The 24,064-nt window shown below is 41.9% G+C and carries 20 protein-coding genes; 18 read left to right on the forward strand and 2 right to left on the reverse strand.

Annotation, left to right across the window (positions count from 1 at the left end; genetic code table 11):
* The first annotated feature begins 64 nt into the window (after positions 1-64).
* The 18 genes from R2Q85_RS21675 (at position 65) to R2Q85_RS21760 (ending at position 20,977) form a co-directional block, all read left to right on the forward strand.
* Positions 65-679 carry a DUF1269 domain-containing protein gene (locus R2Q85_RS21675; RefSeq protein WP_316813897.1) on the forward strand — a complete coding sequence of 205 codons (615 nt, stop codon included), beginning with the start codon at positions 65-67 and terminating at the stop codon, positions 677-679.
* A gap of 109 nt (positions 680-788) precedes the next feature.
* Positions 789-1,784, forward strand: a complete 996-nt coding sequence (gene gap, locus R2Q85_RS21680; protein WP_316813898.1) for a type I glyceraldehyde-3-phosphate dehydrogenase — start codon at positions 789-791, stop codon at positions 1,782-1,784.
* Positions 1,785-2,067: 283 nt separating this feature from the next.
* Positions 2,068-3,261, forward strand: coding sequence for a phosphoglycerate kinase (locus R2Q85_RS21685; protein ID WP_316813899.1), 1,194 nt, complete (start codon positions 2,068-2,070; stop codon positions 3,259-3,261).
* Between the two features lie 200 nt (positions 3,262-3,461).
* The gene (gene mraZ, locus R2Q85_RS21690) at positions 3,462-3,935 is read left to right on the forward strand and encodes a division/cell wall cluster transcriptional repressor MraZ (RefSeq protein ID WP_316813900.1); all 474 of its coding nucleotides are present in this window, start codon (positions 3,462-3,464) and stop codon (positions 3,933-3,935) included.
* A complete protein-coding gene (gene rsmH, locus R2Q85_RS21695) occupies positions 3,925-4,830 on the forward strand; it encodes a 16S rRNA (cytosine(1402)-N(4))-methyltransferase RsmH (RefSeq protein WP_316813901.1) in 906 nt (301 codons plus the stop codon). The genes mraZ and rsmH overlap by 11 nt, the downstream gene beginning before the upstream one ends.
* Positions 4,827-5,243: an FtsL-like putative cell division protein gene (locus tag R2Q85_RS21700; RefSeq protein ID WP_316813902.1), complete on the forward strand. Its 417-nt coding sequence runs from the start codon at positions 4,827-4,829 to the stop codon at positions 5,241-5,243. The genes rsmH and R2Q85_RS21700 overlap by 4 nt, the downstream gene beginning before the upstream one ends.
* Positions 5,233-7,323, forward strand: a complete 2,091-nt coding sequence (locus R2Q85_RS21705; RefSeq protein WP_316813903.1) for a penicillin-binding protein — start codon at positions 5,233-5,235, stop codon at positions 7,321-7,323. Before R2Q85_RS21700 ends, R2Q85_RS21705 begins: the two co-directional genes overlap by 11 nt.
* Before the next feature lies 1 nt (position 7,324).
* Entirely contained in the window at positions 7,325-8,782 is a 1,458-nt protein-coding gene (locus tag R2Q85_RS21710; protein ID WP_316813904.1) for a UDP-N-acetylmuramoyl-L-alanyl-D-glutamate--2,6-diaminopimelate ligase, read from the forward strand.
* The gene (gene mraY, locus R2Q85_RS21715; RefSeq protein WP_316813905.1) at positions 8,782-10,029 is read left to right on the forward strand and encodes a phospho-N-acetylmuramoyl-pentapeptide-transferase; all 1,248 of its coding nucleotides are present in this window, start codon (positions 8,782-8,784) and stop codon (positions 10,027-10,029) included. Before R2Q85_RS21710 ends, mraY begins: the two co-directional genes overlap by 1 nt.
* On the forward strand, positions 10,029-11,372 hold the full coding sequence (murD, locus tag R2Q85_RS21720) for a UDP-N-acetylmuramoyl-L-alanine--D-glutamate ligase (RefSeq protein WP_316813906.1): 1,344 nt from the start codon (positions 10,029-10,031) through the stop codon (positions 11,370-11,372). The genes mraY and murD overlap by 1 nt, the downstream gene beginning before the upstream one ends.
* A gap of 3 nt (positions 11,373-11,375) precedes the next feature.
* Positions 11,376-12,542, forward strand: coding sequence for an FtsW/RodA/SpoVE family cell cycle protein (locus R2Q85_RS21725; protein WP_316813907.1), 1,167 nt, complete (start codon positions 11,376-11,378; stop codon positions 12,540-12,542).
* Between the two features lie 32 nt (positions 12,543-12,574).
* Positions 12,575-13,690: an undecaprenyldiphospho-muramoylpentapeptide beta-N-acetylglucosaminyltransferase gene (murG, locus tag R2Q85_RS21730; protein ID WP_316813908.1), complete on the forward strand. Its 1,116-nt coding sequence runs from the start codon at positions 12,575-12,577 to the stop codon at positions 13,688-13,690.
* Positions 13,690-15,045 carry a UDP-N-acetylmuramate--L-alanine ligase gene (murC, locus tag R2Q85_RS21735; RefSeq protein WP_316813909.1) on the forward strand — a complete coding sequence of 452 codons (1,356 nt, stop codon included), beginning with the start codon at positions 13,690-13,692 and terminating at the stop codon, positions 15,043-15,045. The genes murG and murC overlap by 1 nt, the downstream gene beginning before the upstream one ends.
* Complete coding sequence (locus tag R2Q85_RS21740; RefSeq protein WP_316813910.1) at positions 15,038-15,982, forward strand: cell division protein FtsQ; 945 nt, start codon at positions 15,038-15,040, stop codon at positions 15,980-15,982. Before murC ends, R2Q85_RS21740 begins: the two co-directional genes overlap by 8 nt.
* A 24-nt stretch (positions 15,983-16,006) precedes the next feature.
* Positions 16,007-17,368 carry a cell division protein FtsA gene (gene ftsA, locus R2Q85_RS21745; RefSeq protein ID WP_316813911.1) on the forward strand — a complete coding sequence of 454 codons (1,362 nt, stop codon included), beginning with the start codon at positions 16,007-16,009 and terminating at the stop codon, positions 17,366-17,368.
* A gap of 129 nt (positions 17,369-17,497) precedes the next feature.
* A complete protein-coding gene (gene ftsZ, locus R2Q85_RS21750) occupies positions 17,498-19,132 on the forward strand; it encodes a cell division protein FtsZ (protein ID WP_316813912.1) in 1,635 nt (544 codons plus the stop codon).
* A 167-nt stretch (positions 19,133-19,299) separates the two neighbouring features.
* A complete protein-coding gene (locus R2Q85_RS21755; protein ID WP_316813913.1) occupies positions 19,300-20,541 on the forward strand; it encodes an aminotransferase class I/II-fold pyridoxal phosphate-dependent enzyme in 1,242 nt (413 codons plus the stop codon).
* A gap of 259 nt (positions 20,542-20,800) precedes the next feature.
* Positions 20,801-20,977, forward strand: a complete 177-nt coding sequence (locus tag R2Q85_RS21760; RefSeq protein WP_015809123.1) for a hypothetical protein — start codon at positions 20,801-20,803, stop codon at positions 20,975-20,977.
* A gap of 51 nt (positions 20,978-21,028) precedes the next feature.
* On the opposite strand, the gene dapA is transcribed toward R2Q85_RS21760, so the two are convergent.
* Positions 21,029-21,910, reverse strand: a complete 882-nt coding sequence (gene dapA, locus R2Q85_RS21765) for a 4-hydroxy-tetrahydrodipicolinate synthase (RefSeq protein WP_316813914.1) — start codon at positions 21,908-21,910, stop codon at positions 21,029-21,031.
* Between the two features lie 10 nt (positions 21,911-21,920).
* The gene (ligA, locus tag R2Q85_RS21770; protein WP_316813915.1) at positions 21,921-23,933 is read right to left on the reverse strand and encodes an NAD-dependent DNA ligase LigA; all 2,013 of its coding nucleotides are present in this window, start codon (positions 23,931-23,933) and stop codon (positions 21,921-21,923) included.
* Between the last annotated feature and the right edge of the window lie 131 nt (positions 23,934-24,064).

Below are 24,064 nucleotides of genomic sequence, written 5' to 3' on the forward strand. Positions count from 1 at the left end.
ATTTGATACAAAACTAAAGTGGGCATTCAATTGTCTTAATTTCTACACTGAATAAACTGATGTTATGGAAAAGATAATTCATGCCGTATTTGATAACGAAGTAACTGCCTACAAAGGTTTACAAGCTTTGGAGCAGCTGGATTTGGTGCACGATATATCCTTGGGTGAATCGTATGTGTTGACAAAAAATAGCGATGGCGAAACCTCAATTAAATCAGCTAAAGACAAATCGGAAGGAACTGGTATGGTAAGTGGAGGTTTGCTGGGCGGATTGGTTGGCTTGCTTGCAGGCCCCCTGGGATTTATTGTAGGTATAGCAGGGGGGATGATTGCCGGATCGGCTACTGAAACGCTTCGTGCTGAAGACAGATCTGATTATCTTGATGTGGTTTCAGCGGGTATCCCAAATGGAAAATCACTACTTGTTGTGCATGTATGGGAAGATTGGCAAACACCTGTTGATTCGGTTCTGCAACCTTTTACGGAACAGGTGCTGAGGTTTGAAGTGCAGGACAAGGTTTTTGATGCCGATTTTCAATCCAGGCAATATCAGGCCTGGATAGACAAAAATCCTGGTATAGCGGTTGATTATGATGAGGAGAAGCAGAAAAGACTTGAAAGCCGTCTGAATGCACAGCAAAACAAATTAAAGCTGGCAAAAAAAGTTGATAAAATCTGATTCTTACCGTTTGTACGCCAGCGGCATAAACAGATAATATTATGACCATTTTTACTACCATTACCTTAAAGAATATAGGTACTTTTGCGCCGATAGTTATACGAGCAAAATGAAATTAGCAATTAATGGTTTTGGAAGAATAGGGCGTATTTTTTTACGCACTGCGATTGAAAAAAACATCAATGTGGTTGCCATAAATGACCTTGGTGATCCGGCAACTTTAGCGCACCTTTTTAAATATGATACGGTTCACCGTGGTTTTAAAGGCGAGGTTTCTTATGAAGCGGACGGGTTGATCATTAACGGGAAGAAAATTCTGGTATATAGTAAAACCCATCCTGAAGATTTGCCCTGGGGGGAACTTGGGATAGATCTGGTACTGGAAGCTACAGGCAGGTTTACCAGCAGAACCGGAGCGACGCTTCATTTGAAGGCTGGAGCCAGGCAGGTGCTGATATCGGCGCCATCTGCTGACAAGGATGTTCCGATGGTTGTGCTTGGTGTAAATGATGACAAGATAGATCTGGCGACCCCGGTATTGTCAAATGCTTCCTGTACGACCAATAACGTTGCGCCAATGGTTAAGATATTAGACGATAACTGGGGGATTTTGGACGGTTACATCACTACGATACATTCCATGACAGGCGATCAGAACCTGCATGATGCTCCGCATAAAGATTTAAGAAGGGCGCGAGCTGCTTCAGCTTCCATTATACCAACCAGTACAGGTGCTGCAAAGGCCGTTACCAATATTTTTCCGCATCTGGAGGGAAAGCTGGGCGGCGCTGGTATCAGGGTTCCCGTTTTAAATGGTTCATTAACTGATTTTACCTGTATCCTAAAAACAGATACGACCCGGGAAGCGATTAATGCTGCTTTTAAAAAAGCATCAAGAGAGGAGATGCAAACCATTTTAGAATATACAGAAGATCCTATTGTATCAGTTGATATCCTGGATAATCCTCATTCCTGCATCTTTGACGCACAATTGACCTCTATTGTGGGCGACCTGGTGAAAGTGGTCGGCTGGTACGACAATGAGGCTGGTTACTCCGCCCGTTTGGTTGATCTGGTAGAAAAAATTGCGGCTAACAATGGTTAAGTACATCTCAGCAGCTGCGGGGTATGGCTACTGACCCTGATTTTTCAGGCAGGGGGATATGGTTCTGAATTGAAAATTTGCAATTAATGAGCTAAGATCTGCTAATGCTTCTTATATTTGGTGCGATGCACGAAGCGTTGCTGTTGAGTTTTATAAAAAGCCGGGCTTTGAAACCCATTTCGGAGGAATTTGAAGTTCCAGGAATAGGCCCGCATTTTAAAATGATTAAAAACATCTGTTAAATAAGCACGTAACCAAACCACTAGTACAAAACAAATTTAAAATGAGAATAATAGATCAATACAATTTCAAAGATAAGAAGGCTTTAATCAGGGTAGACTTTAATGTTCCTCTTGATGCTGACTTCAACATTACTGATGATAAACGGATGCGTGCAGCTTTGCCTACCATTAATAAAATATTGAATGATGGCGGATCAGTGATCTTAATGTCTCATTTGGGTAGGCCTAAGGGGGGTCCGGAGGACAAATATTCTTTAAAGCACATTTTGGGTGACCTTTCGAGAATGCTGGATCTGGAAGTGAAGTTTGCTGATGATTGTATCGGGCCTGACGCGGTGGAAAAAGCGAAGAACTTAATGCCAGGACAGGTTTTATTATTAGAGAACTTACGCTTTTACAAAGAAGAAGAAAAAGGTGACCGTGATTTTGCTGAGAAACTTTCAAAGTTAGGTAACGTATATGTGAATGATGCCTTTGGTACCGCACACCGTGCGCATGCTTCAACTGCTATTGTTGCTGAGTTTTTCCCTTCAGCTAAATATTTTGGTTACCTGATGGCTGAAGAGTTGAAAAATGCTGAAAAGGTGAATCATGGTGCTGATAAACCTTTTACCGCTATTATGGGTGGTGCTAAGGTGTCTGACAAAATTCTGCTGATCGAAAGCCTGCTGGAAAAAGTAGATAACCTGATCATTGGAGGAGGAATGGCTTATACTTTTGCTAAAGCTCAGGGTGGGGAGATCGGAACTTCCTTACTGGAAGAGGACAGAATGGCTTTGTGTCTGGAGCTGATGGAAAAAGCTAAGGCAAAAGGCGTCCATTTATATTTGCCCCTGGATACAGTTATTGCGGATAAGTTTGATAACGAAGCCAGTAAGGATACGGTTGATACAGGCAAAATTCCAGCCGACTGGATGGGGCTTGATATCGGTCCCAAAACAATTAAATTGTTTGCGGATGTGATCGCTGGTTCTAAAACATTATTATGGAATGGCCCGATGGGGGTATTTGAGATGGCTAATTTTGAGAAGGGAACGCGGGCAATTGCAGATGCAGTAGTGGCTGCAACCCAAAACAACGGTGCTTTTTCTTTAATTGGTGGAGGCGACTCGGCAGCTGCAATTGCAAAATTCAACCTGGAAGAGAAAGTAAGTTATGTTTCTACCGGTGGCGGGGCCTTGCTGGAATATATGGAAGGTAAGGAGTTGCCTGGTGTTAAGGCAATTAATGATTAAACGAAAAGAATGATTTTAGGACAGGCGTTTCGTTTTTACGAGACGCCTGTTTTTGTTTACCACCTAATTTTCTGCGTTTTTGATGGTGTAGAGGCAGAAAAATCAGGTTATAAAATATGTTGATAATTTTTTGTGGTAGAATGTGGTAAAAAGTGGTAGAAATATCTATTTTTACACTACATAAAATTGCACATATAAAAATGGTTCAGCTGTTAGGAGAATTTGATTGTAAATTGGATGCGAAAGGCCGCTTGATGGTCCCTTCGAATCTGAAGAAACAATTGCCTGATGTTGAGGCTGAGGGACTTGTGGTTAACCGCGGTTTTGAGAAGCATTTGGTGCTTTACCCTAAAAAGGTATGGGAAGGCATGGTGGAGGAGTTGAGCAAGTTGAACCAGTATGAGCCAAAAACAAGAGAATTTATCAGATATTTTACCCGTGGCGCAACGTCTTTGACGCTTGATGCTGCCGGAAGGGTGAATTTGCCGAAGTCTTTATTGGAATCTGTAGGGATTGAAATCAGTGATGAGCTGGTTTTGGCTTGTCAGTTTGATAAAGTTGAGGTTTGGTCGAAGAAAGCTTACGAAGCGTTGTTTGACAAGGAGCCTGAAAATTTTGCATTTCTCGCCCAGGAAGTAATGGGAAATAAAAACAGGGGGGAAGATGGAAAATAGTTATCATGTTCCTGTCTTGTTAAAAGAATGTCTGGAGGGATTGAATATCAAACCTGATGGGGTGTATGTTGATGTCACTTTTGGTGGCGGTGGGCATTCCAGGGAAATACTTAAAAAATTAGATGCTAAAGGTGTGCTGATTGCTTTTGATCAGGACCCAGATGCCCAAAGAAATAAAATTGAGGATCCCCGTTTCCATTTTGTAGATCAGAATTTTGCTTTCCTTAAAAATAACCTGCGTTTGCTGGGTATTAAAGCTGTTGACGGTATACTAGCTGATTTGGGTGTTTCTTCGCATCAGTTTAATGAGCCCGAACGGGGTTTTTCTACGCGGTTTGATGCGGCATTGGATATGCGTATGGATAAGCAGGGAAAGCTGACTGCGGGGGAGGTGCTGAATACTTATGCTGAAGAGCAGTTGCATAAAATTTTTGGGATATACGGTGAAGTTAAAAATGCAAAATCACTGGCCAGGGCAATCGTCACAGGTAGGGTTGATCGTCCGGTACTTACTTTGGCTGACTTTAAAGCTGTAGCGGCTGCTCATATACCTAAGGGGAAAGAACATAAGTATATGGCGCAGGTTTTTCAGGCGCTGCGCATTGAGGTAAATGCGGAAATGGAGGTTTTGGAGAGTTTTCTTACTCAGACTGCGGATGTGATTAAGCCTGGCGGGCGTTTGGTGGTGATGTCTTACCATTCGCTGGAAGATAGGCCGGTTAAGAATTTTATTGCTAAAGGGAAATTCAGGGGCGAAGTAGATAAAGATTTTTTTGGAAATGAGCAAAAGCCCTTTAAAGCGGTTACCAGGAAAGCAATTGTTGCCGAGGCTGCAGAGCTGGAACGAAACAGCAGGGCAAGAAGTGCCAAGTTAAGGGTGGGGGAAAAGATATGAATAACCAGTTTAGGACAAGGGTAGAAGAGGAGCCGGAGCTGGAAGAAGAGGTGGAGGTACAGCCCCGGCTGAAGAAAAAAGAGCCGGAAAACAGTAATGCTTTTTTCAGAAAGTTGTTTACTGAAGGGGTGGTGAGTAAAGAGTCGGCTACGGAGATGCTGCCATTTTTAATCTTTCTGTCGGTTTTGTGCATGCTGTATATCGCCAACAGTCATATGGCAGTTAAAAATGTAAGGAATATTGATAAGTTAAATAAAGAAGTGAAAGAGTTGAGCTGGGAGTATAAATCACTCAAAGCTGACCTGATGTTTAAAAGTAAACTAACTGAAGTAGCAAAAAAAGTGGATACACTGGGAATTAAAGAATTAACAGAGCCACCAAAAAAAATTGTAATAAACAGTAATGAATATTAGAGACAACATATTATTGCGTGTTTATCTGGCTTTCGGGCTGATTGTACTGCTTGCCGTGGCAGTATTGGTCAGACTATGCGATGTACAATTTGTGGAGGGACAAAAGTGGCGTGCCATGGCCGATAGTCTCTCTACAAAGTATATCAACATTGAAGCTGCGCGGGGTAATATTTACTCTGTAGACGGTAGCCTGCTGGCAACTTCGATCCCTGAGTACGAGTTGAGGATGGACATGTTTGCCGGTGGAATACAGGATAAAGATGTTTTTGATGAAAAAGTAGATTCCCTGGCGCTGAGATTATCGCAGTTCTTTAAGGATAAAACATCCAAAGAATACTCCCGTTACCTGCGTGCAGCGAGAAGGGATAGCGCGCGTTACCTGCTGATTAAACGCAAGGTTGGCTATCAGGAATTGAAAATGGTAAGGACTTTTCCTTTGTATAACATCGGTAAATATACCGGAGGGTTGATCGCAATACAGCAAAATAAAAGAATAAGACCTTTCAAATTCCTCGCTGCAAGGACTATTGGCTATAAGAATGAGAATGTTGCCAATGGAGTAGGTCTGGAAGGTGCCTATAAGGAATACATTAACGGCGAAAGTGGTAAAAGACTGGTTCAGCGGATTGCAGGAGGAGTTTGGATGCCGGTTAATGATGAAGCTGAGGTAGCGCCAAAAGAGGGTGCGGATATCATATCAACCATTGACATCAACATGCAGGACCTGGTTCAAAGTGCATTGGAAAAACAGTTGAAGCTAAGTGATGCAGATCATGGAACAGTGATTCTGATGGAAGTAGGATCGGCTGAAGTTCGCGCTGTAGCTAATTATACAAGGGTAAGCAAAGGTGTATACGAAGAAAAGTTTAATTATGCGATTGGCGGGAGTCAGGATCCGGGATCTACATTTAAACTGGCTTCTTATATGGCTTTGCTGGAAGATAAAAAGATTGATACCAATACCATGGTTGCCACGGGTGATGGAACTTACAGAATTCCGGGACATACCATAAAAGACTCACATGGTGGAATAGGTACGGTTACGGTAATGAAGGCTTTTGAGCAGTCTGCAAATACGGCTGTTGCGAAACTGGTCAATACCCATTATCAGGATAATCCTTCTCAGTTTACTGATCATTTGTACGACATCCACATGAACGAGAGGCTTGTCTTGCAGATCCCGGGAGAGACCAAGCCGGTAATCAAGAACCCTTCGTTCAAGAGCTGGAATAAAAATATGACCTTACCGCAAATGGCCTATGGCTATGAAATGCAGATTACGCCATTGCAAATGCTGGCATTTTATAATGCCGTAGCCAATGATGGTAAATATATCGCACCAATTTTTGTAAGGGAAATCAGACGGCTCGGCAGCCCTATTGAGCAATTCCAGGCCAGGGTGATTGCTGATCGCATTTGCTCTGAAAGAACCATTAAGAAGTTGCAGGCTATGCTGGAATCTGTAGTAACTAAAGGAACCGGCAAACTGATGGGTTCGCCCTTATATAGGGTGGCTGGTAAAACAGGTACGGCACAGGTTGCGGATGAAAACAGGGGCTATGGTAAAAAAGTGTATCAGGCTTCATTTTGCGGCTACTTTCCGGCAGATAAGCCTAAGTATTCCATTATTGTGTCTATAAACGGACCAAAAAACGGGTATTACGGTGCCCAGGTGGCAGGACCGGTATTTAAGGAAATTGCCGATCGCATTTATGCAAGTGATATGGAAATGTACAACAATATTCCTGAGCGTCTGGTTGGCAATACCACCAATCCAGAAGCTAAGGCTGGTGAAAGTAAGTCGGTTAAACGGGTTTATAATGCTTTGGGTGTTAAAGCGCTGTATGCGGCAAGATCCGGAGGGGTAGATACCAATAATGGAGTAGCATACGAGGCGTACAATACGATAAAGGGTGTGATGCCAAATGTGAATGGAATGGGCTTAAAAGATGCATTGTATCTTTTAGGAAACGCGGGTTTAAAGGCAAAGGTAAAGGGAAGTGGAAAAGTGATCAGTCAGTCTATCCCTGCGGGAAATAGGATAGGAAAAGGATTATTGGTACAAATTGATTTACAATAAGATGCAGTTGCAGGATGTTTTATATGGTGTGCAGATAGCTGAGCAGGTTGGAACAACCAGCAGGGAAGTGAGTGCGCTGGTATTTGATTCCCGTCAGGTTGTTAAAGATGCTGTTTTTTTTGCAATAAGGGGTACTTTATCCGATGGGCATGAATATATTGCGGCTACGATAGCTGCAGGTGCGACAGTAGTGGTTTGTGAGGAGATCCCTGCAGAAAAGCTTGCTGACGTTACCTACATTCAGGTACAGAGCAGCGCACAGGCCCTGGGTAAAATGGCTGCCAATTTTTACGGAAATCCTTCTGCCAAATTGCAGTTGATTGGGATTACCGGCACCAATGGTAAAACAACCATTGCTACACTGCTTTTCAAATTGTTCAGAGCGCTGGGCTATAAAACAGGCCTGATCTCGACGGTAGAAAATCAGATCAATGATGAGGTGATCCCTGCCACACATACCACACCAAATCCTATCGCATTAAACATGCTTTTGCAAGATATGGTTGATGCAGGTTGTGATTATTGTTTTATGGAAGTGAGCTCGCATGCTGTTGTTCAGCATAGAATTGAGGGTTTGAGTTTTGCGGGAGGAGTGTTTTCGAACATTACACATGATCATTTAGATTTTCACAAAACCTTTGATCAATATATAAAGGCCAAGAAAGGATTTTTTGACAGCTTGACGGCATCAGCCTTCGCGCTTACCAATCTGGATGATAAGAATGGCATGGTCATGCTGCAAAATACCAAGGCTGCTAAAAAGACCTATGCATTGAAACAGCTTGCTGATTTTAAAGCAAAGGTGATAGAAAATAGTTTTAACGGTTTACATCTGGATATTGACGATGCTGATGTTTTCTTTAAGCTGGTAGGCTCTTTTAACGCTTATAATTTACTGGCTGTTTATGGTACAGCGGTATTGCTGGGCCAGGATAAATTAAATGTGCTGACCTTGCTCAGTAATTTAATGGGAGCAGAAGGAAGATTTGATTACATCACATCCGACCAGCAGATTATCGGAATTGTAGATTATGCGCATACGCCAGATGCCGTTCAGAATGTGCTGAGCACCATACATGACATCAGGAAAGGAACGGAACAGGTGATCACCATCATCGGATGCGGTGGGGACAGGGACAAAAGTAAACGCCCCGTTATGGCACAGGTGGCCTGTGACTGGAGCGATAAAGTGATCCTTACGTCCGATAATCCCAGAACGGAAAATCCACAAACAATAGTGGAGGAAATGGAAAAAGGCGTTTCGCCAACAAATAAACGTAAGACACTCAGTATAGTAGACAGAAAGGAAGCCATTAAAACAGCTTGCCATTTGGCCAGACCCGGCGATATCATATTGCTGGCTGGAAAAGGACACGAAAAATACCAGGAGATAAATGGGATCAGGTATCATTTTGATGATAAGGAAATATTAACCGAACAACTAAACTTAATCAGCTAATGTTATACTATTTATTTGAATATCTGAATCAGCATTATGATTTTCCTGGGCTAAGGTTGTTCCAGTACATTACTTTTCGTACCTCATTGGCTGTCATTTTATCCCTGATCATTACTACTGTTTACGGCCGGAGACTGATCAATTACCTGCAAAAAATGCAGGTCGGAGAAACGGTAAGGAATCTGGGCCTGGAAGGGCAGATGCAAAAGCAGGGCACGCCTACGATGGGTGGGATCATCATCCTGCTGGGTATTCTGGTACCTACATTACTACTGGCCAATCTTACAAATATTTATGTGATACTGATGATCGTAACCACGATCTGGATGGGGGTAATTGGTTTTGTTGACGATTACATTAAGGTTTTCAGAAAGAATAAAGAAGGTTTAGCGGGTAGGTTTAAGATTGTTGGTCAGGTTGGTCTGGCGCTGATCATAGGCTGGACCATGTATTTTAACCCCAATATCGTGGTTAGGCAGACGGTAGATGAAGCCAGTGTTTCTAAAGCGACTGCACCTATGGTATTGCGGCAGAAAGGGGAAAGTTTTTATTATACCCAGGATGTGAAATCGACTTTAACCAATGTTCCTTTTTATAAGAACAATGAGTTTGATTATGCCAAGGTACTTAAGTTTTTGGGCCCGGGGTATGAAAAATATGCTTTCATGGTATTTCTTGCTTTTACCGTCTTTATCATTACAGCGGTATCAAATGGCGCCAATATTACCGATGGCATCGATGGCCTTGCAACAGGAACTTCAGCAATAATTGGAATTACGCTTGGCTTGCTGGCTTATGTTTCGGGTAATACCGTGATTGCTGATTATCTGAATATCATGTACATTCCCAATTCTGGTGAGCTCATGATCTTCGCAGGGGCCTTTGTTGGAGCTTGTGTGGGCTTTCTTTGGTACAATTCCTATCCGGCCCAGGTCTTTATGGGAGATACCGGAAGTTTAGCCATCGGAGGTATTATTGCCTCTTTTGCCATCATGATCCGTAAGGAACTTTTGATCCCGATTTTATGTGGTCTGTTCCTGATTGAGCTGGTATCTGTAATTATGCAGGTTTCCTATTTCAAGTACACCAGGCGAAAGTTTGGTGAAGGCAGAAGGATATTTTTAATGTCACCGTTGCACCATCACTATCAGAAAAAGGGCTATCACGAAGCAAAAATTGTAACACGTTTCTGGATCATCGGGATATTACTGGCCATTATCACCATCATTACCTTAAAACTACGCTAATGGAAAAGAAAAGGATAGCAATTCTTGGAGCTGGAGAAAGTGGTGTAGGTGCGGCAATGCTGGCGCAGCAGCAGGGCTATGACGTATTCGTATCTGATTTTGGGGCAATCCCATCTCAATATAAAGAAAAGCTTCAGGAGCTGAATGTCGTATTTGAGGAAAATATGCATACCAGGACTGAGATTTTAAAAGCTGTTGAAGTGATCAAAAGTCCTGGTATACCAGATACTGCCGGGATCATCAAAGAAATCAGATCGCGGAATATTCCGGTACTTTCTGAAATCGAATTTGCGAAACGGTATACCAGGGCAAAAACCATTTGTATTACAGGTTCTAATGGTAAGACCACTACTACAATGTTAACTTACCATATTCTAAAAAATGCAGGTTTAAATGTAGGGCTTGCAGGGAATATCGGGCATAGTTTTGCGGCGCAGGTGGCTGCTGCTGATTTTGACTGGTATGTATTGGAGATCTCAAGTTTTATGCTGGATGATATGTATGATTTTAAAGCGGATATCGCTGTTTTATTGAACATCACTCCCGATCATCTGGACCGCTACGATTATAAACTGTCTAACTATGCTGCATCAAAAATGCGCATCACCCGGAACCAGACCAGTGAAGATATTTTTATTTACTGCGCTGATGACGAAGAAACCTTAAAGGCATTAAAAAGTGCCCGGTTGAATTCAACCGTATATCCTTTTTCTATCAGGAAAAAAATTGAAAAGGGCGCATACCTGGAAAGCAACAACATACACATCAATATAAACCTAAACGATCAACTAACCATGTCTATTACAGAATTAGCCCTGCAGGGAAAGCACAATATTTACAACTCTATGGCATCGGGCATAGTAGCTAAGGTATTGGATATCAGAAATACTGCTATACGGGAAAGTATGGGAGATTTTAAGAATATTGAACATAGACTGGAGCATGTGGCCAGGATATCCGGTGTAGAATATATCAACGATTCTAAAGCTACAAATGTCAATTCTACCTGGTATGCCCTGGAAAGCGTGGGTACGGATGTGATCCTGATTATGGGTGGGGTGGATAAAGGGAATGATTATGATATGTTGAAGGATATGGTCCGTCAAAAAGTGCGGGCAATTGTATGTTTAGGTAAAGATAATAAACGGATTCACGAGGCTTTTGAGGATGATGTGGAAATTATAGTAAATACATTTTCTGCTCATGAGGCTGTGCAGGTTGCTTACCATCTGGCCAAAAAAGGAAATACAGTATTGTTGTCTCCGGCTTGTGCAAGTTTTGACTTGTTTAAGAATTACGAAGACAGGGGGAACCAGTTTAAGGCAGCGGTTAAAGAATTATAGGCTATGATTGCAATAAATAGAATTTTAGATAAAACAAAAGGAGATCGCTGGATTTGGCTGATCATTATCCTTTTGTCCATGATCTCCATACTTACAGTTTATAGTGCTACGGGTGCTATTGCTTATAAGAAAGGGGTTACGGTAGAGCGGTATTTATTGTATAAACATGTTATTTTCGTTATTCTGGGTATTGGAATGATCTATATCGCCCATTTGCTGGATTATAAGTATTATGCCGGTATTTCAAAGATCCTGATGATCATCACCATTCCGCTGCTGTTTTATACGGCTGCTTTTGGAGAACACATCAATGATGCTTCGAGATGGGTAAAAATCCCTGTAATCGGGTTAACTTTTCAAACCTCTGATTTAGCCAAACTTGCGCTGATCACCTTTCTAGCCAGAATGCTGACCAGGAAACAGGAAAATATTAAAGATGTAAAAAAAGCATTTATCCCGATCATGGGCTCTGTATGTGTGGTGTTTGCACTCATTGCCTGGGCTAATTTATCTACTGCACTGATGCTTTTTGGAGTAAGTATTTTATTGCTGATCATTGGAAGGATCAGTATTAAACAGATCCTGATGGTATGTGCAGGGGGCTCGGTGCTGTTGTTGTTCATTGTGTTTCTGGGGCCAAGAGCGGCAACGTATGAATCAAGGATCAAATCATTTTTGCATCCGGAACAACAACATTCAGACAAAACTTATCAGGCCGATCAATCAAAAATTGCGCTGGCAACTGGTGGTGTTTTCGGGAAAGGTCCAGGTAACAGCACACAAAGAAACTTCCTTCCGCACCCCTATTCAGATTTTATTTTTTCCATAATTGTGGAAGAATACGGGGTAATTGGTGCGGTAATGATGATTGTTTTATATCTGGTGCTGTTGTACCGCTGTGTAAGGATCGTAACCCAGAGCCCCAAAGCTTTTGGGGCCCTGCTTGCTGCAGGGCTAAGTTTTAGTTTAACCATACAGGCTTTTGCGAATATGGCGGTTGCTGTTGGTTTAGGTCCGGTTACCGGGGTTCCGCTGCCATTGGTGAGTATGGGAGGAACCTCCATATTGTTTACCAGTATTGCATTTGGCATTATATTAAGTGTGAGCAGGGATGTAGAAGAACAAGGTAGTAAAAAGGTGATTGTAGGCGAAATACCAGCAATGGCTTAAGGATGGTGTGTAAGGATTAAAGAAAAAATAAAATGAGACCAACAAGAATAATTATTTCAGGAGGCGGTACGGGCGGACATATATTTCCGGCCATATCGATAGCCAATGCGCTAAAGCGTATGGAGCCCGGCTGTGAAATTTTATTTGTTGGGGCTGCTGGCCGTATGGAAATGGAAAAGGTTCCTGCTGCCGGTTATAAAATTATTGGTCTGAACATCAGTGGTATACAAAGGGGCTCTATTGCCAAAAATTTAAGTCTGCCATTTAAATTAATGGGCAGTATACGTAAAGCGCTGCAGTTAATCACTGATTTTAAACCTGATGTTGTAGTAGGGGTTGGTGGATATGCTTCCGGGCCGATCTTGTTCGCCGCATCCCTAAAAAAGGTTCCTTATCTGATCCAGGAGCAAAATTCTTATGCCGGTATGACCAATAAATGGCTGGGCAAAAAAGCAGCCAGGGTTTGTGTGGCCTTTGATGGAATGGATCAGTTTTTCCCTGCCGCCAGCCTGCTTAAAACTGGCAATCCAGTACGGAAAGATGTGGTAGATATATTAAACAAGCATCATGCAGGGGCAGAATTGTTAAAGCTCGATCCATTAAAGAAGACCATTCTGGTTACCGGCGGAAGCCTTGGTGCCGGAACTTTAAATAAGAGTATTGAAAAACACATTCTGGAAATATTGGATGCAGATGTGCAGCTCATCTGGCAAACCGGTAAGTTTTATTATAAAGATATCGCCGGGCGCCTGGGTTTAGATTTTCATCCCAATGTACGCATACTGGAATTTTTGAATAAGATGGACCTGGCTTACGCTGCGGCTGATGTAATTGTTTCAAGGGCAGGAGCGGGTACCATTGCAGAATTGTGCCTGATCAAAAAACCAGTGATACTGGTTCCTTCACCTAATGTGGCGGAGGATCATCAGACAAAAAATGCAATGGCACTGGTAAAAAACAATGCTGCACTATTAATTGCAGACCGGTCAGCTGAAGACACCCTGGTTGCCGAGGCTTTGAGCTTGTTGAATGATAAGGAACGTGGCAGAATATATGCAGAAAATATAGGCAAAATGGCCCTGCCTAATGCGGATGATCTGATCGCAGCGCAAGTGATGTTACTTGCCGGAAAGGGGGGCAACAGCTGATGGAACTGAATCACATACAGCGGGTTTATTTTGTAGGTATCGGAGGGATAGGAATGAGTGCCATTGCCCGCTACTTTGCAAAACGGGGATGTGTAGTTTGCGGATACGATAAAACGCGCACAAATTTAACTGTTGCTTTGGAACAGGAGGGGATATTGGTTTCCTATCTTGATGATGATGCCGTGTTGCCTGTATGTTTTTTAGAAAGTAACAGCGATACCTTAATCGTTTATACACCTGCAATACCTAAAAATTCGGAGATCTTAAATTACTTTAAAGACAATAGTTTTATTCTAAAGAAGCGCTCCGAAGTTTTAGGCATCATCAGTAAAGGTCAGTTTTGTATAGCTGTTGCCGGTACGCACGGAAAAACCACTACATCATCCATTATAGCACATGTGCTGATAGACAGCGGATATGGTTGCACTGCTTTTTTAGGTGGCATTGCTACCAATTACAACAGCAACTTTATTATCGGAAACAATAACGTTGTGGTGGTTGAAGCAGATGAATACGACCGTTCTTTCCTTACGCTTCATCCTGATCTGTCTGTAATTACTTCTATGGATGCAGATCACCTGGATATTTACGGTGATGCTGCCAGCCTGCACGAATCTTTCGGTCTGTTTTCGAAGCAGTTAAAACCAAAAGGCACTTTGTTTGTAAGGGCAGGACTACCTTTAAAAGATGGGCTTAGCTACAGTGTTGGGCAGGCCTCGCAAATTACCGGGCAAAATATCAGGGTGGATGGCTCAATGTTTGTCTTTGATTATGTTGATACTGAGCTGAAGATCAATGATATACGGCTGATGCTGCCAGGTAAGCATAATGTTGAAAATGCTGTTGCGGCTATTGCAGTAGCGCTTAAACTGGGCATAGCGCAGGATAAAATAAAGGCTGCAATAGCTTCCTTTAAAGGCGTTAAAAGGAGGTTTGAATACATCGTTAATACGCCGGAACATATTTATATAGATGATTATGCACATCATCCGGAAGAACTAAGGGCATGCTTTGATGCGGTAAGACAATTGTACCCTGATAAAAAACTGACTGTTATTTTTCAACCTCATCTTTTTACGCGTACCCGTGATTTTGCAGATGAATTTGCAAAAGTTTTAAGCACTGCCGATCATTTGTTGCTGCTGGAAATATATCCGGCCAGGGAATTGCCGCTGCCAGGTATAAATTCGCAATTTTTACTGGATAAGATCTCCTTAAAACACAAGGAAATATGTGGAAAAGATTTGGTGTCCGAACAGATAAAGAATAGCAAACCTGAATTACTTTTAACAGTAGGTGCGGGAGATATAGATACATTGATACAACCACTTAAAGCCATTTTAACCCATGCTTAAAAGGATAAATTGGAAACCGGTTTTTAAATGTTTTGCCTGGATAATTTGTCTGGGAGGTCTATTTGTGCTCATGAGTTTTGTGGAGGGGAAAAAGAAGACTGTTGTTTGTACTGATGTTAAAATCCTGATTCCCGGAGCGGATAATTTTATAGAGCGTGAAGAAATAGATGCCATTTTAAAGCAAAGCCAGGGTAAACTGGTTGGTCAGCACCTGGCTGATATTAACCTGCAGCGTATTGAAAAGGACATTATTGCAAACCCATATATCGCGTATGCAACAGTGTACGCAGATATGAATGGTATTATCCAAATAAAAGTGAAGCAGCGGCAACCGGTTTTGCGGCTGATCAATGCCAATGGTCAGGACTACTATATCGATAAATACGGACTGAAAATGCCTGTTTCGCCCAATTTTACTGCCAATGTTCTGGTGGCCAATGGCAACATTCTTGAGCACTTTAGTGGTAAAGTAGATACCTTGATTACAAAACTGGCTGGTGATTTGTATAAAGTGGCTTTATACATCAAACAGGATACGCTTTGGGACGCGCAGATTGAGCAGCTGTATGTAAATGATAAAAAAGATATAGAGCTGGTGCCCAGGGTAGGAAACCAGCGTATTATTTTGGGCAGTGCGGATTCGCTGGAAACTAAAATGAGAAATCTGCTGGTTTTTTATAAAAAGGCCATGCCTAAAGTTGGCTGGGATGCCTATAAAACAATTAATGTGAAGTATACGAATCAAATCGTATGCGAAAGAAATAAAATAGATTCTTTAACGGGTAAGGTGATTAAAGACCGTGCGGATAGCGCCAAACAAAATCAACAGATCCTTGATTCCGCAGTGCGCAGGCAAATTGCTCTGGAAATGCAGGAAGACGGAAATGTGGAAGTTAAAAACGAAAAAATTAAAACGGATACCAGGAAAAACAACTAATAAACTCAACAAATCGATATAGTTATGGGCAAAGAAAAATCTACCATTCAATCTCCAATAGTAGTCGGATTAGACATCGGTACTACTAAGATCTGTGTGATCGTTGGTCGCAGAACACAGCATGGAAAAATAGAAGTATTAGGGATCGGGAAAGCGGAATCAGCAGGGGTTACCCGTGGGGTGGTTTCTAATATTCAGAAAACAGTGCAAGGGATAGCACAGGCCGTTGAACTGGCCAGCGGACAATCTAATGTTGAAATCCGCGTTGTGAATGTAGGTATTGCCGGACAGCATATCAAGAGTTTGCAGCACAGAGGGATTTTGACCCGTCGTGAGTTGAATACGGAAATCAGCAAAAAAGATATCGATAAATTAATTGACGATATGTTTAAGCTGGTGATGTCACCAGGCGAAGAGATTATCCATGTATTGCCTCAGGAATTTACAATTGACAATGAACCTGGCGTAAAAGATCCTATTGGTATGGCTGGAGTGCGTTTGGAAGCAAACTTCCACATCATCTCGGGTCAGGTGACAGCGGTGAAAAATATCATGAGGTGTGTAACCAATGCCGGGTTGCAAACTCAGGAGTTGATATTAGAGCCCCTGGCTTCTTCAGAATCGGTGTTGAGCGACGAAGAAAAAGAAGCCGGAATAGCCCTGGTTGATATAGGTGGCGGTACTACTGATATTGCCATTTTCCATGAAGGTATCATCCGTCATACTGCTGTTATTCCGTTTGGGGGCAATAGTGTAACAGAAGATATTAGGGAAGGCTGCTCAGTGATGAGAAACCAGGCTGAGTTGTTGAAAACCCGTTTTGGATCTGCGCTGGCTGAAGAGAATAAAGAAAATGAGATCATTTGTGTTCCCGGTTTAAGAGGCAGGGAGCCTAAAGAGATTTCTGTAAAAAACCTTGCTTATGTCATCCAGGCCCGTATGGAAGAAATCATTGAGCATGTATATTACGAGATCAAATCTTCAGGCTATGAGAAAAAGCTGATTGGTGGGGTAGTCATCACCGGTGGTGGTGCTTTACTGAAACACTTGTCTCAGCTGGTAGAGTATGTAACGGGTTTAGACTGCCGTGTTGGTTATCCCAATGAGCATTTGTCTAAATATGAAGACATGCCCAAAACCATTTATGACGACCTGAAAAGCCCGATGTACGCTACCAGTATTGGTTTGCTGATCAAAGGCATACAAAAGGCCGAAGAGCTGCTGGAAGAAATGAAACAGCCAGGCGTTTTTGTAGAGAAGCCAAGGGATGCCAAAGAAAAAACAAAGCGTTCAGGTGGTGGATTGTTTGATAAGCTCCTTGCAAAAACTAAGGATTTTATCAAAGATGACATGAATGTGAGTGACGAAGATTATATTAAACCGTAATATTTTTCCACAATGTGTGATTTTTCCACATTTTCAACATTTGTGGAAAACGCCTGTTAAAAAAGTGTTAATATTACATAGAGAGATGAACAGGTAAAACGAATTTTTAAATAACTGATTCATAAAGATATGCAGTTCGAAATGTTAAAAGATAAGTCATCAATCATCAAGGTAATTGGTGTTGGTGGCGGTGGTGGTAACGCGGTAAACCATATGTACCGTCAAGGAATTACTGGTGTAGACTTTATTATTTGTAATACAGATGCCCAGGCGCTTGAGTTTAGTCCTATTCCCAATAAGGTGCAGTTGGGCGCAAGCCTTACTGAAGGTATGGGTGCTGGATCTATACCAGAGGTAGGCAAGAACTCAGCTATAGAAAATATAGATGATATCAAGCAAATGCTTGGTAACACTACAAAAATGCTGTTCATCACTGCGGGTATGGGAGGTGGAACCGGAACCGGTGCCAGTCCGATCATCGCCAAGGCAGCGAAAGAACTGGATATTTTAACGGTTGCTATTGTCACTACGCCCTTTGCTTTTGAAGGTAAAAGACGTAAAATGCAGGCCAATGACGGTTTAGATGAATTGAAGAAATACGTGGATTCTTATCTGGTGATTTCTAATGACAGGTTAAGGGAGATTTTTGGTAACCTTACTTTGGGTTCCGCTTTTTCGCAGGCCGATGACATCCTGACCACCGCTGCAAAAGGCATTGCCGAAATCATCACTGTTCCCGGATACATCAACGTGGATTTTAAAGATGTGCGTACAGTAATGAAGGATAGTGGGGTATCTATCATGGGTAGCTTTGCCTGCGATGGAGAAAACAGGGCATTAAATGCGGTTGAAGGTGCACTTGCATCACCATTGTTAAAGGATAGTGAAATTGAAGGTGCCAGGTATATCCTGTTGAACATCAGTTCAGGCCTCCGTGAAGTGACCATGGATGAAGTGACCATTATCACTGATTATATCCAGGACAAGGCCGGTCTTTCTGCCGACCTGATCTGGGGTAACTGTATTGACGAAAGCCTGGAAGATAAACTTTCTGTAACCATTATTGCTACAGGTTTCCAAACTACAGAGCAGCGTGATGAGGAGAAAAAGAACGTTAAAAAGATATCTCTGCTCACACCAGAAGAAGCACCTTTGGTGAGACCTGTTGAACCAGTCAATTCTTTCATTGAGCCTAAAGCACCCGCTTTTTCCAGCGAACCGGTATTAAAAGCTAAAGAAGGGACTAAACAATCGGATCTTTTTGGTGACCTGTTTAATGTGAATAAAAACCGCGCAGCAGAAGAACCGGAAAATGTAGTTGTAAAGCACTCCCTTGTTCAGGAAGAAGCACCTTTGGAAGAAAGTCCGGAAGATGCAGGTTTTGAGTTCGAAATAAAGGTTTCAGAAACAGATTTTGTGTTTGAAACACCGGCCACGGTATTTAACAATGATACCGTTCCGCAAAAGGAAGAGGTAATGGAAGCTGGTGCTGATGATGATAAAAGCGATGAGTCGATTGAAGATCAGCTAAAGAAATCTAAAGAAAGAATTTTAAGGCTGAAAGACCTGAGCATGAAATTGCGTACCAGTAATGGCTTACAGGAACTGGAAAATGAACCTGCTTATAAACGCAAGCAAATGCAATTACAGCAAGTTCAGCATTCCTCTGAATCCCAGGTTTCCAGGTTCACCTTAAGTAATGATGAAGATGGATCTACTGAGATCAGACCAAACAACTCTTTCTTACACGATAATGTTGATTAATTTAAAATCATGATAAGATAAAAAGCCTTAACAATAACCTGTTAAGGCTTTTTGGTATCCAGATAATTTGCTTTTCAAGTAGTAATGACCAGTGGCTAATTATTGTATATCAGGTATATTAAACCTAACTTTGCAAAAAAACATAATAACTTAAAATACATATAACATTGGATATTTTTGAAAAGATAGCAAAACACATGGGGCCGATAGGACAACATCACAAATGGTCGCATGGATATTTCTCATTTCCTAAATTAGAAGGCGATATCGCTCCCCACATGACTTTTCGTGGTAAGGAGCACCTGGTGTGGAGTTTAAACAATTACCTGGGTTTAGCAAATCATCCGGAAGTTAGAAAGGCGGATGAGCAAGGAGCGGCAGATTTTGGTATGGCTTATCCTATGGGAGCCAGAATGATGTCCGGGAACTCCAAATATCATGAACAACTGGAACAGGAACTTGCTGCTTTTGTAGGTAAACCCGATGCTTTTTTACTTAACTACGGTTACCAGGGCATGGTTTCTATCATCGATAGCCTGGTAGACAGAAATGATGTTATTGTATACGATGCAGAATCTCATGCATGTATTATTGATGGTTTGCGTTTGCATATGGGCAAGCGTTTTGTATATAAGCACAACGATATTGACAGTGCCCGCAAACAGTTGGAAAGAGCAACCAAACTGGTTGAACAAAGTGGAGGTGGTATTTTAGTGATCACAGAAGGGGTATTTGGAATGTCCGGCGCACAGGGAAGATTAAAGGAGCTGGTTGATTTAAAACAGGAGTTCAATTTCCGTTTGCTGATTGATGATGCGCACGGTTTCGGTACAATGGGCCCGACAGGTGCAGGTACACATGAAGCACAAGACTGTATTGACGGGGTTGACGTCTATTTCGGTACCTTTGCAAAATCAATGGCCGGAATTGGCGCCTTTGTAGCTTCCACAGAAGAAATGACCAACTTTTTCAGGTATAATATGCGTTCTCAGACCTTCGCAAAGGCTTTGCCGATGCCAATGGTTATCGGATTGTTAAAGCGCCTGGAGCTGCTTAAAAACAACCCTGAATTAAGGGAGAAATTATGGAATGTGGCTACCACGCTGCAGAAAGGATTGAGAGACCGTGGTTTTGATCTTGGCGTAACCAATACAATGGTTACCCCGGTTTTCCTAAAAGGAGAATTACTGGAAGCTACCGCCTTGACCATGGACCTGCGGGAGAACTATGGGATATTTTGTTCTATTGTAGTTTACCCCGTTATTCCTAAAGGATTAATTGAATTGAGGCTGATCCCTACTGCAGTCCACACTATCGAAGATGTTCAACGTACGCTGGATGCTTTTAGTGAGGTTTCAAATAAACTGAAAAGCGGTTATTACAAAGAAAATCAATTCTCTATAGCATAATATTTATAAAAACAAAAAAAGCCCTTTATAAGCTATAAAGGGCTTTTTTTGTTTGTTTTGTTTTGCAATTACCTGTAAATCAATAGTATGACATCTAAAAGATAATGGTGATTGTTTATAAACCTGCGTAATGTGGAAAAAAACAGGGTTTTTGCTGGTTTTTTTGTTATTGTAAAAATTCTTTTATTAAAATAAACATCTTACTTTAGTAATAGAGTATTAATCAAAACCTTAAAAAACTAAAAGGAGTAAATTAACGATGAAAAAATTTAATGAAGTAAAAGAACTTGTTGCCGCTTTAGAAGCAGATGCAGACAAATTCTACAACAAGGCAAACAGTGCCGCAGGAACCCGTGTACGTAAAGGTATGCAAGATCTTAAAAACCTTGCTCAATCTATCCGTCTGGAGATTCAAGACACTAAAAACAAAGGCTAACTTGCTGAATTGTTTTGATGAAAAACGCCCCGGTAATCCGGAGCGTTTTTTTTATGCTGTAATTTTATTAGTTTCTGTAATAATAGCTTTTCTAAGGCCTTCTGATACTGTTACCAATGGCAGGCGCACATAATCATCGCATACACCCAAATGCTTTAACGCCGCCTTTACGCCGGCCGGATTACCTTCTGCAAACATCATCCTGGTAAATTCAATTAACTTCAGGTGCTGTGGTAATGCAGCCGCATAATCGCCTTTAAGCGATAGTCTGATCATATCAGACAATTGTCCAGGCAAAGCATTTCCAATAACCGAGATCACACCAACAGCGCCCAGCGAGATCATCGGCATGGCCACAGGATCATCACCTGATATCAGCATGAAATCTGCGGGTTTGTCGCGCATGATCTGGTTAAACTGATCAAAATTGCCGGAGGCCTCTTTAGTGCCAATGATATTTTTACAGTCAGCAGCCAGTCTGCAGGTAGTTTCCGGACTTACATTACTGGCGGTACGTCCTGGTACATTGTATAGCAACAAAGCCAGGGGGCTGCTTTCACTGATCGCTTTATAATGTTGATATATGCCTTCCTGGGTAGGTTTATTGTAATATGGGCTGGCCGATAAAATCGCATCATAGCCATTTGCTTCAAAAGTTCTGATGCTATCGATAACTTCTACGGTATCATTGCCACCTATACCGGCAACAAGTGGCAGCCGGCTGTTGTTAACTTCTGCAGTAAATTCCCAGATCTTTTTCTTCTCGTCCTTATTTAGTGTTGAGGCTTCTCCTGTGGTACCTAAGGATACCAGGTATTCTACCTTTCCGTCAATCAAATGATTGATGAGTCTTCTTAACCCATCATAGTCTACTGTTCCATCTGCATTAAAAGGGGTAACTAAGGCTACACCCGTTCCGTGAAATTTGTTCATTTTTTATTCTTTACTTCAATAGCTCTAATAACTCTTCCTGCGAAATAAATGGGACATTTAACTTTTTCGCTTTTTCGAGTTTAGATGGCCCCATATTATCTCCGGCTACAAGATAATTAAGTTTTGCAGAGATCCCACTTAAAATCTTACCACCATTACTTTCTATCATATCTTTGAGCTCTTCTCTGCTGTAATTCTCAAAAACGCCCGAAATTACAAATGTTTTTCCAGTTAACTTATCACTTTGTAAGGTAATTTCATTTTCTGCAGCTTCAAACTGTAAATGGTATGATTTTAACAGTGCTATTTGGTGTAAATGATCAGGTTTGCTAAAATATTCAATAATACTTTCAGCTATCCGTTGCCCAATTTCATCTATGGCTGTTAGCTCTTCCAGACTTGCAGTAGCCAGCTTATCTATGTTTTTTACACCAAAGGCCAGTTTTCTGGCAACAGTTTCGCCCACATACCTTATTCCCAATCCGAACAATACCTTCTCAAAAGGCATTTTTTTGGAAAGTTCAATTCCTTTTAACATGTTTTCGATGGATTTCTCTCCAAAGCGGTCCAGCGTTTTCAGTTCCCCTGCTTTTTCATGTAGAGTATACAGATCACTGATATGGGCAACCAACCCGCGCTGGTAAAATGTTTCAATGGTCTCGTCACCCAGTCCATCAATATTCATTGCCTTCCTGCTGATGAAGTGCTGGATTTTCCCAACGATCTGCGGAGGGCAGCCCTCATCATTCAGGCAATAAAAAGCTACTTCACCCTCTTTTCTGATCAGCGCGGTTCCACATTCAGGGCATACGGAAGGATATAGAATCTTAATAGCCCCGGCTTTGCGTTTATCCAGGTTTACGTTCATGATTTTTGGAATGATCTCCCCGCCTTTTTCTACAAAGACACTGTCTCCCTCATGCAGGTCCAATCTTTCGATCTCATTCGCATTATGCAGCGTTGCCCTTTTTACAGTGGTTCCTGCAAGTTGTACCGGCTTCAGATTTGCTACGGGGGTAACTGCGCCGGTACGTCCCACCTGATAAGTTACCTTATCCAGAATGGTTTCCACTTCCTGGGCTTTATATTTATAGGAAATTGCCCAGCGCGGGGATTTGGCCGTAAAACCGAGTTCCTGCTGCTGTGCATAGCTGTTTACTTTAATTACAATCCCATCTATATCGTAAGACAATTTAAAGCGTTCGTTTTCCCAATGTTTAATGAACAGCAATACTTCTTCGATACTGCTGGTCAGTTTGGTGTGCTCAGATACATTAAATCCCCATCTTTTTAAGGCCTGCAGACTTTCCCAATGGTTCTTAAAATAATTTTTATCCGTATTTAGCGAATAAAGAAAACAATCCAAAGGACGTTTGGCTACTTCTTTAGAATCCTGCATTTTAACAGTTCCTGCGGCAAAATTTCTGGGGTTGGCATATTGTACCTCACCGAGTTCTTCCCGTTCCCTGTTCAGCCGCTCAAAGGCAGCGCGGTGCATAAAAATCTCCCCCCGTATTTCAAATAGTGGCGGCACATCCTGTTCCATTAACTGATGCGGAATGGTATGTATGGTTTTCACGTTAGTGGTCACATCATCACCTTTAGCCCCATCACCCCTTGTTACCGCCCTTACCAGTTTTGATCCCTCGTAACTTAGGCTGATGGACAATCCGTCAAATTTCAGCTCACATACATACTCAAAATTGTTGCCGATGGCTTTTTTTATACGTTCGTCAAAATCACGGAGATCCTGTTCGTTATAGGTGTTACCAAGAGACAGCATTGGCCACCTGTGCTGCACTGTGGTAAAAGACCTGGTAATGTCGCCACCCACCTTTTGGGTAGGGGAATTTGGGTCTGCAAATTCAGGGTGCGCCAGCTCAAGAGCGGCAAGCTCTTCCAGTTTTTTATCAAAAGTATAATCTGCAATGCTGGGCATTGCCAAAACATAATAATTATAACTGTGCTGGTTAAGCTCCTTAACCAAGGCATCCATTTTGTCTTTTACTTCAGTTGCTGACATGAATGCGAAGATACAAATAAGCTATTTAGCTGATTTAGATTTGAGGAAATTTTTTACCTTTCCCTAATCTGGCAATTGTCCTGGAAGGCTTCATTTTGCCTGGTATTTGGTACACCCCGAGGTTGTTTCCT

Source organism: Pedobacter heparinus (assembly GCF_032678725.1).
In the GTDB taxonomy this organism is placed as follows: Bacteria; Bacteroidota; Bacteroidia; order Sphingobacteriales; family Sphingobacteriaceae; genus Pedobacter; species Pedobacter heparinus_A.

Coding starts and splice junctions, on each gene's coding strand:
- R2Q85_RS21740 (WP_316813910.1), top strand. CDS start 15,038: ATGCTTAAAAGGATAAATTGGAAACCGGTTTTTAAATGTTTTGCCTGG.
- mraZ (WP_316813900.1), top strand. CDS start 3,462: ATGGTTCAGCTGTTAGGAGAATTTGATTGTAAATTGGATGCGAAAGGC.
- ftsZ (WP_316813912.1), top strand. CDS start 17,498: ATGCAGTTCGAAATGTTAAAAGATAAGTCATCAATCATCAAGGTAATT.
- murG (WP_316813908.1), top strand. CDS start 12,575: ATGAGACCAACAAGAATAATTATTTCAGGAGGCGGTACGGGCGGACAT.
- R2Q85_RS21760 (WP_015809123.1), top strand. CDS start 20,801: ATGAAAAAATTTAATGAAGTAAAAGAACTTGTTGCCGCTTTAGAAGCA.
- R2Q85_RS21705 (WP_316813903.1), top strand. CDS start 5,233: ATGAATATTAGAGACAACATATTATTGCGTGTTTATCTGGCTTTCGGG.
- rsmH (WP_316813901.1), top strand. CDS start 3,925: ATGGAAAATAGTTATCATGTTCCTGTCTTGTTAAAAGAATGTCTGGAG.
- R2Q85_RS21675 (WP_316813897.1), top strand. CDS start 65: ATGGAAAAGATAATTCATGCCGTATTTGATAACGAAGTAACTGCCTAC.
- R2Q85_RS21685 (WP_316813899.1), top strand. CDS start 2,068: ATGAGAATAATAGATCAATACAATTTCAAAGATAAGAAGGCTTTAATC.
- dapA (WP_316813914.1), bottom strand. CDS start 21,910: ATGAACAAATTTCACGGAACGGGTGTAGCCTTAGTTACCCCTTTTAAT.
- murD (WP_316813906.1), top strand. CDS start 10,029: ATGGAAAAGAAAAGGATAGCAATTCTTGGAGCTGGAGAAAGTGGTGTA.
- R2Q85_RS21710 (WP_316813904.1), top strand. CDS start 7,325: ATGCAGTTGCAGGATGTTTTATATGGTGTGCAGATAGCTGAGCAGGTT.
- R2Q85_RS21725 (WP_316813907.1), top strand. CDS start 11,376: ATGATTGCAATAAATAGAATTTTAGATAAAACAAAAGGAGATCGCTGG.
- R2Q85_RS21700 (WP_316813902.1), top strand. CDS start 4,827: ATGAATAACCAGTTTAGGACAAGGGTAGAAGAGGAGCCGGAGCTGGAA.
- ftsA (WP_316813911.1), top strand. CDS start 16,007: ATGGGCAAAGAAAAATCTACCATTCAATCTCCAATAGTAGTCGGATTA.
- gap (WP_316813898.1), top strand. CDS start 789: ATGAAATTAGCAATTAATGGTTTTGGAAGAATAGGGCGTATTTTTTTA.
- ligA (WP_316813915.1), bottom strand. CDS start 23,933: ATGTCAGCAACTGAAGTAAAAGACAAAATGGATGCCTTGGTTAAGGAG.
- mraY (WP_316813905.1), top strand. CDS start 8,782: ATGTTATACTATTTATTTGAATATCTGAATCAGCATTATGATTTTCCT.
- murC (WP_316813909.1), top strand. CDS start 13,690: ATGGAACTGAATCACATACAGCGGGTTTATTTTGTAGGTATCGGAGGG.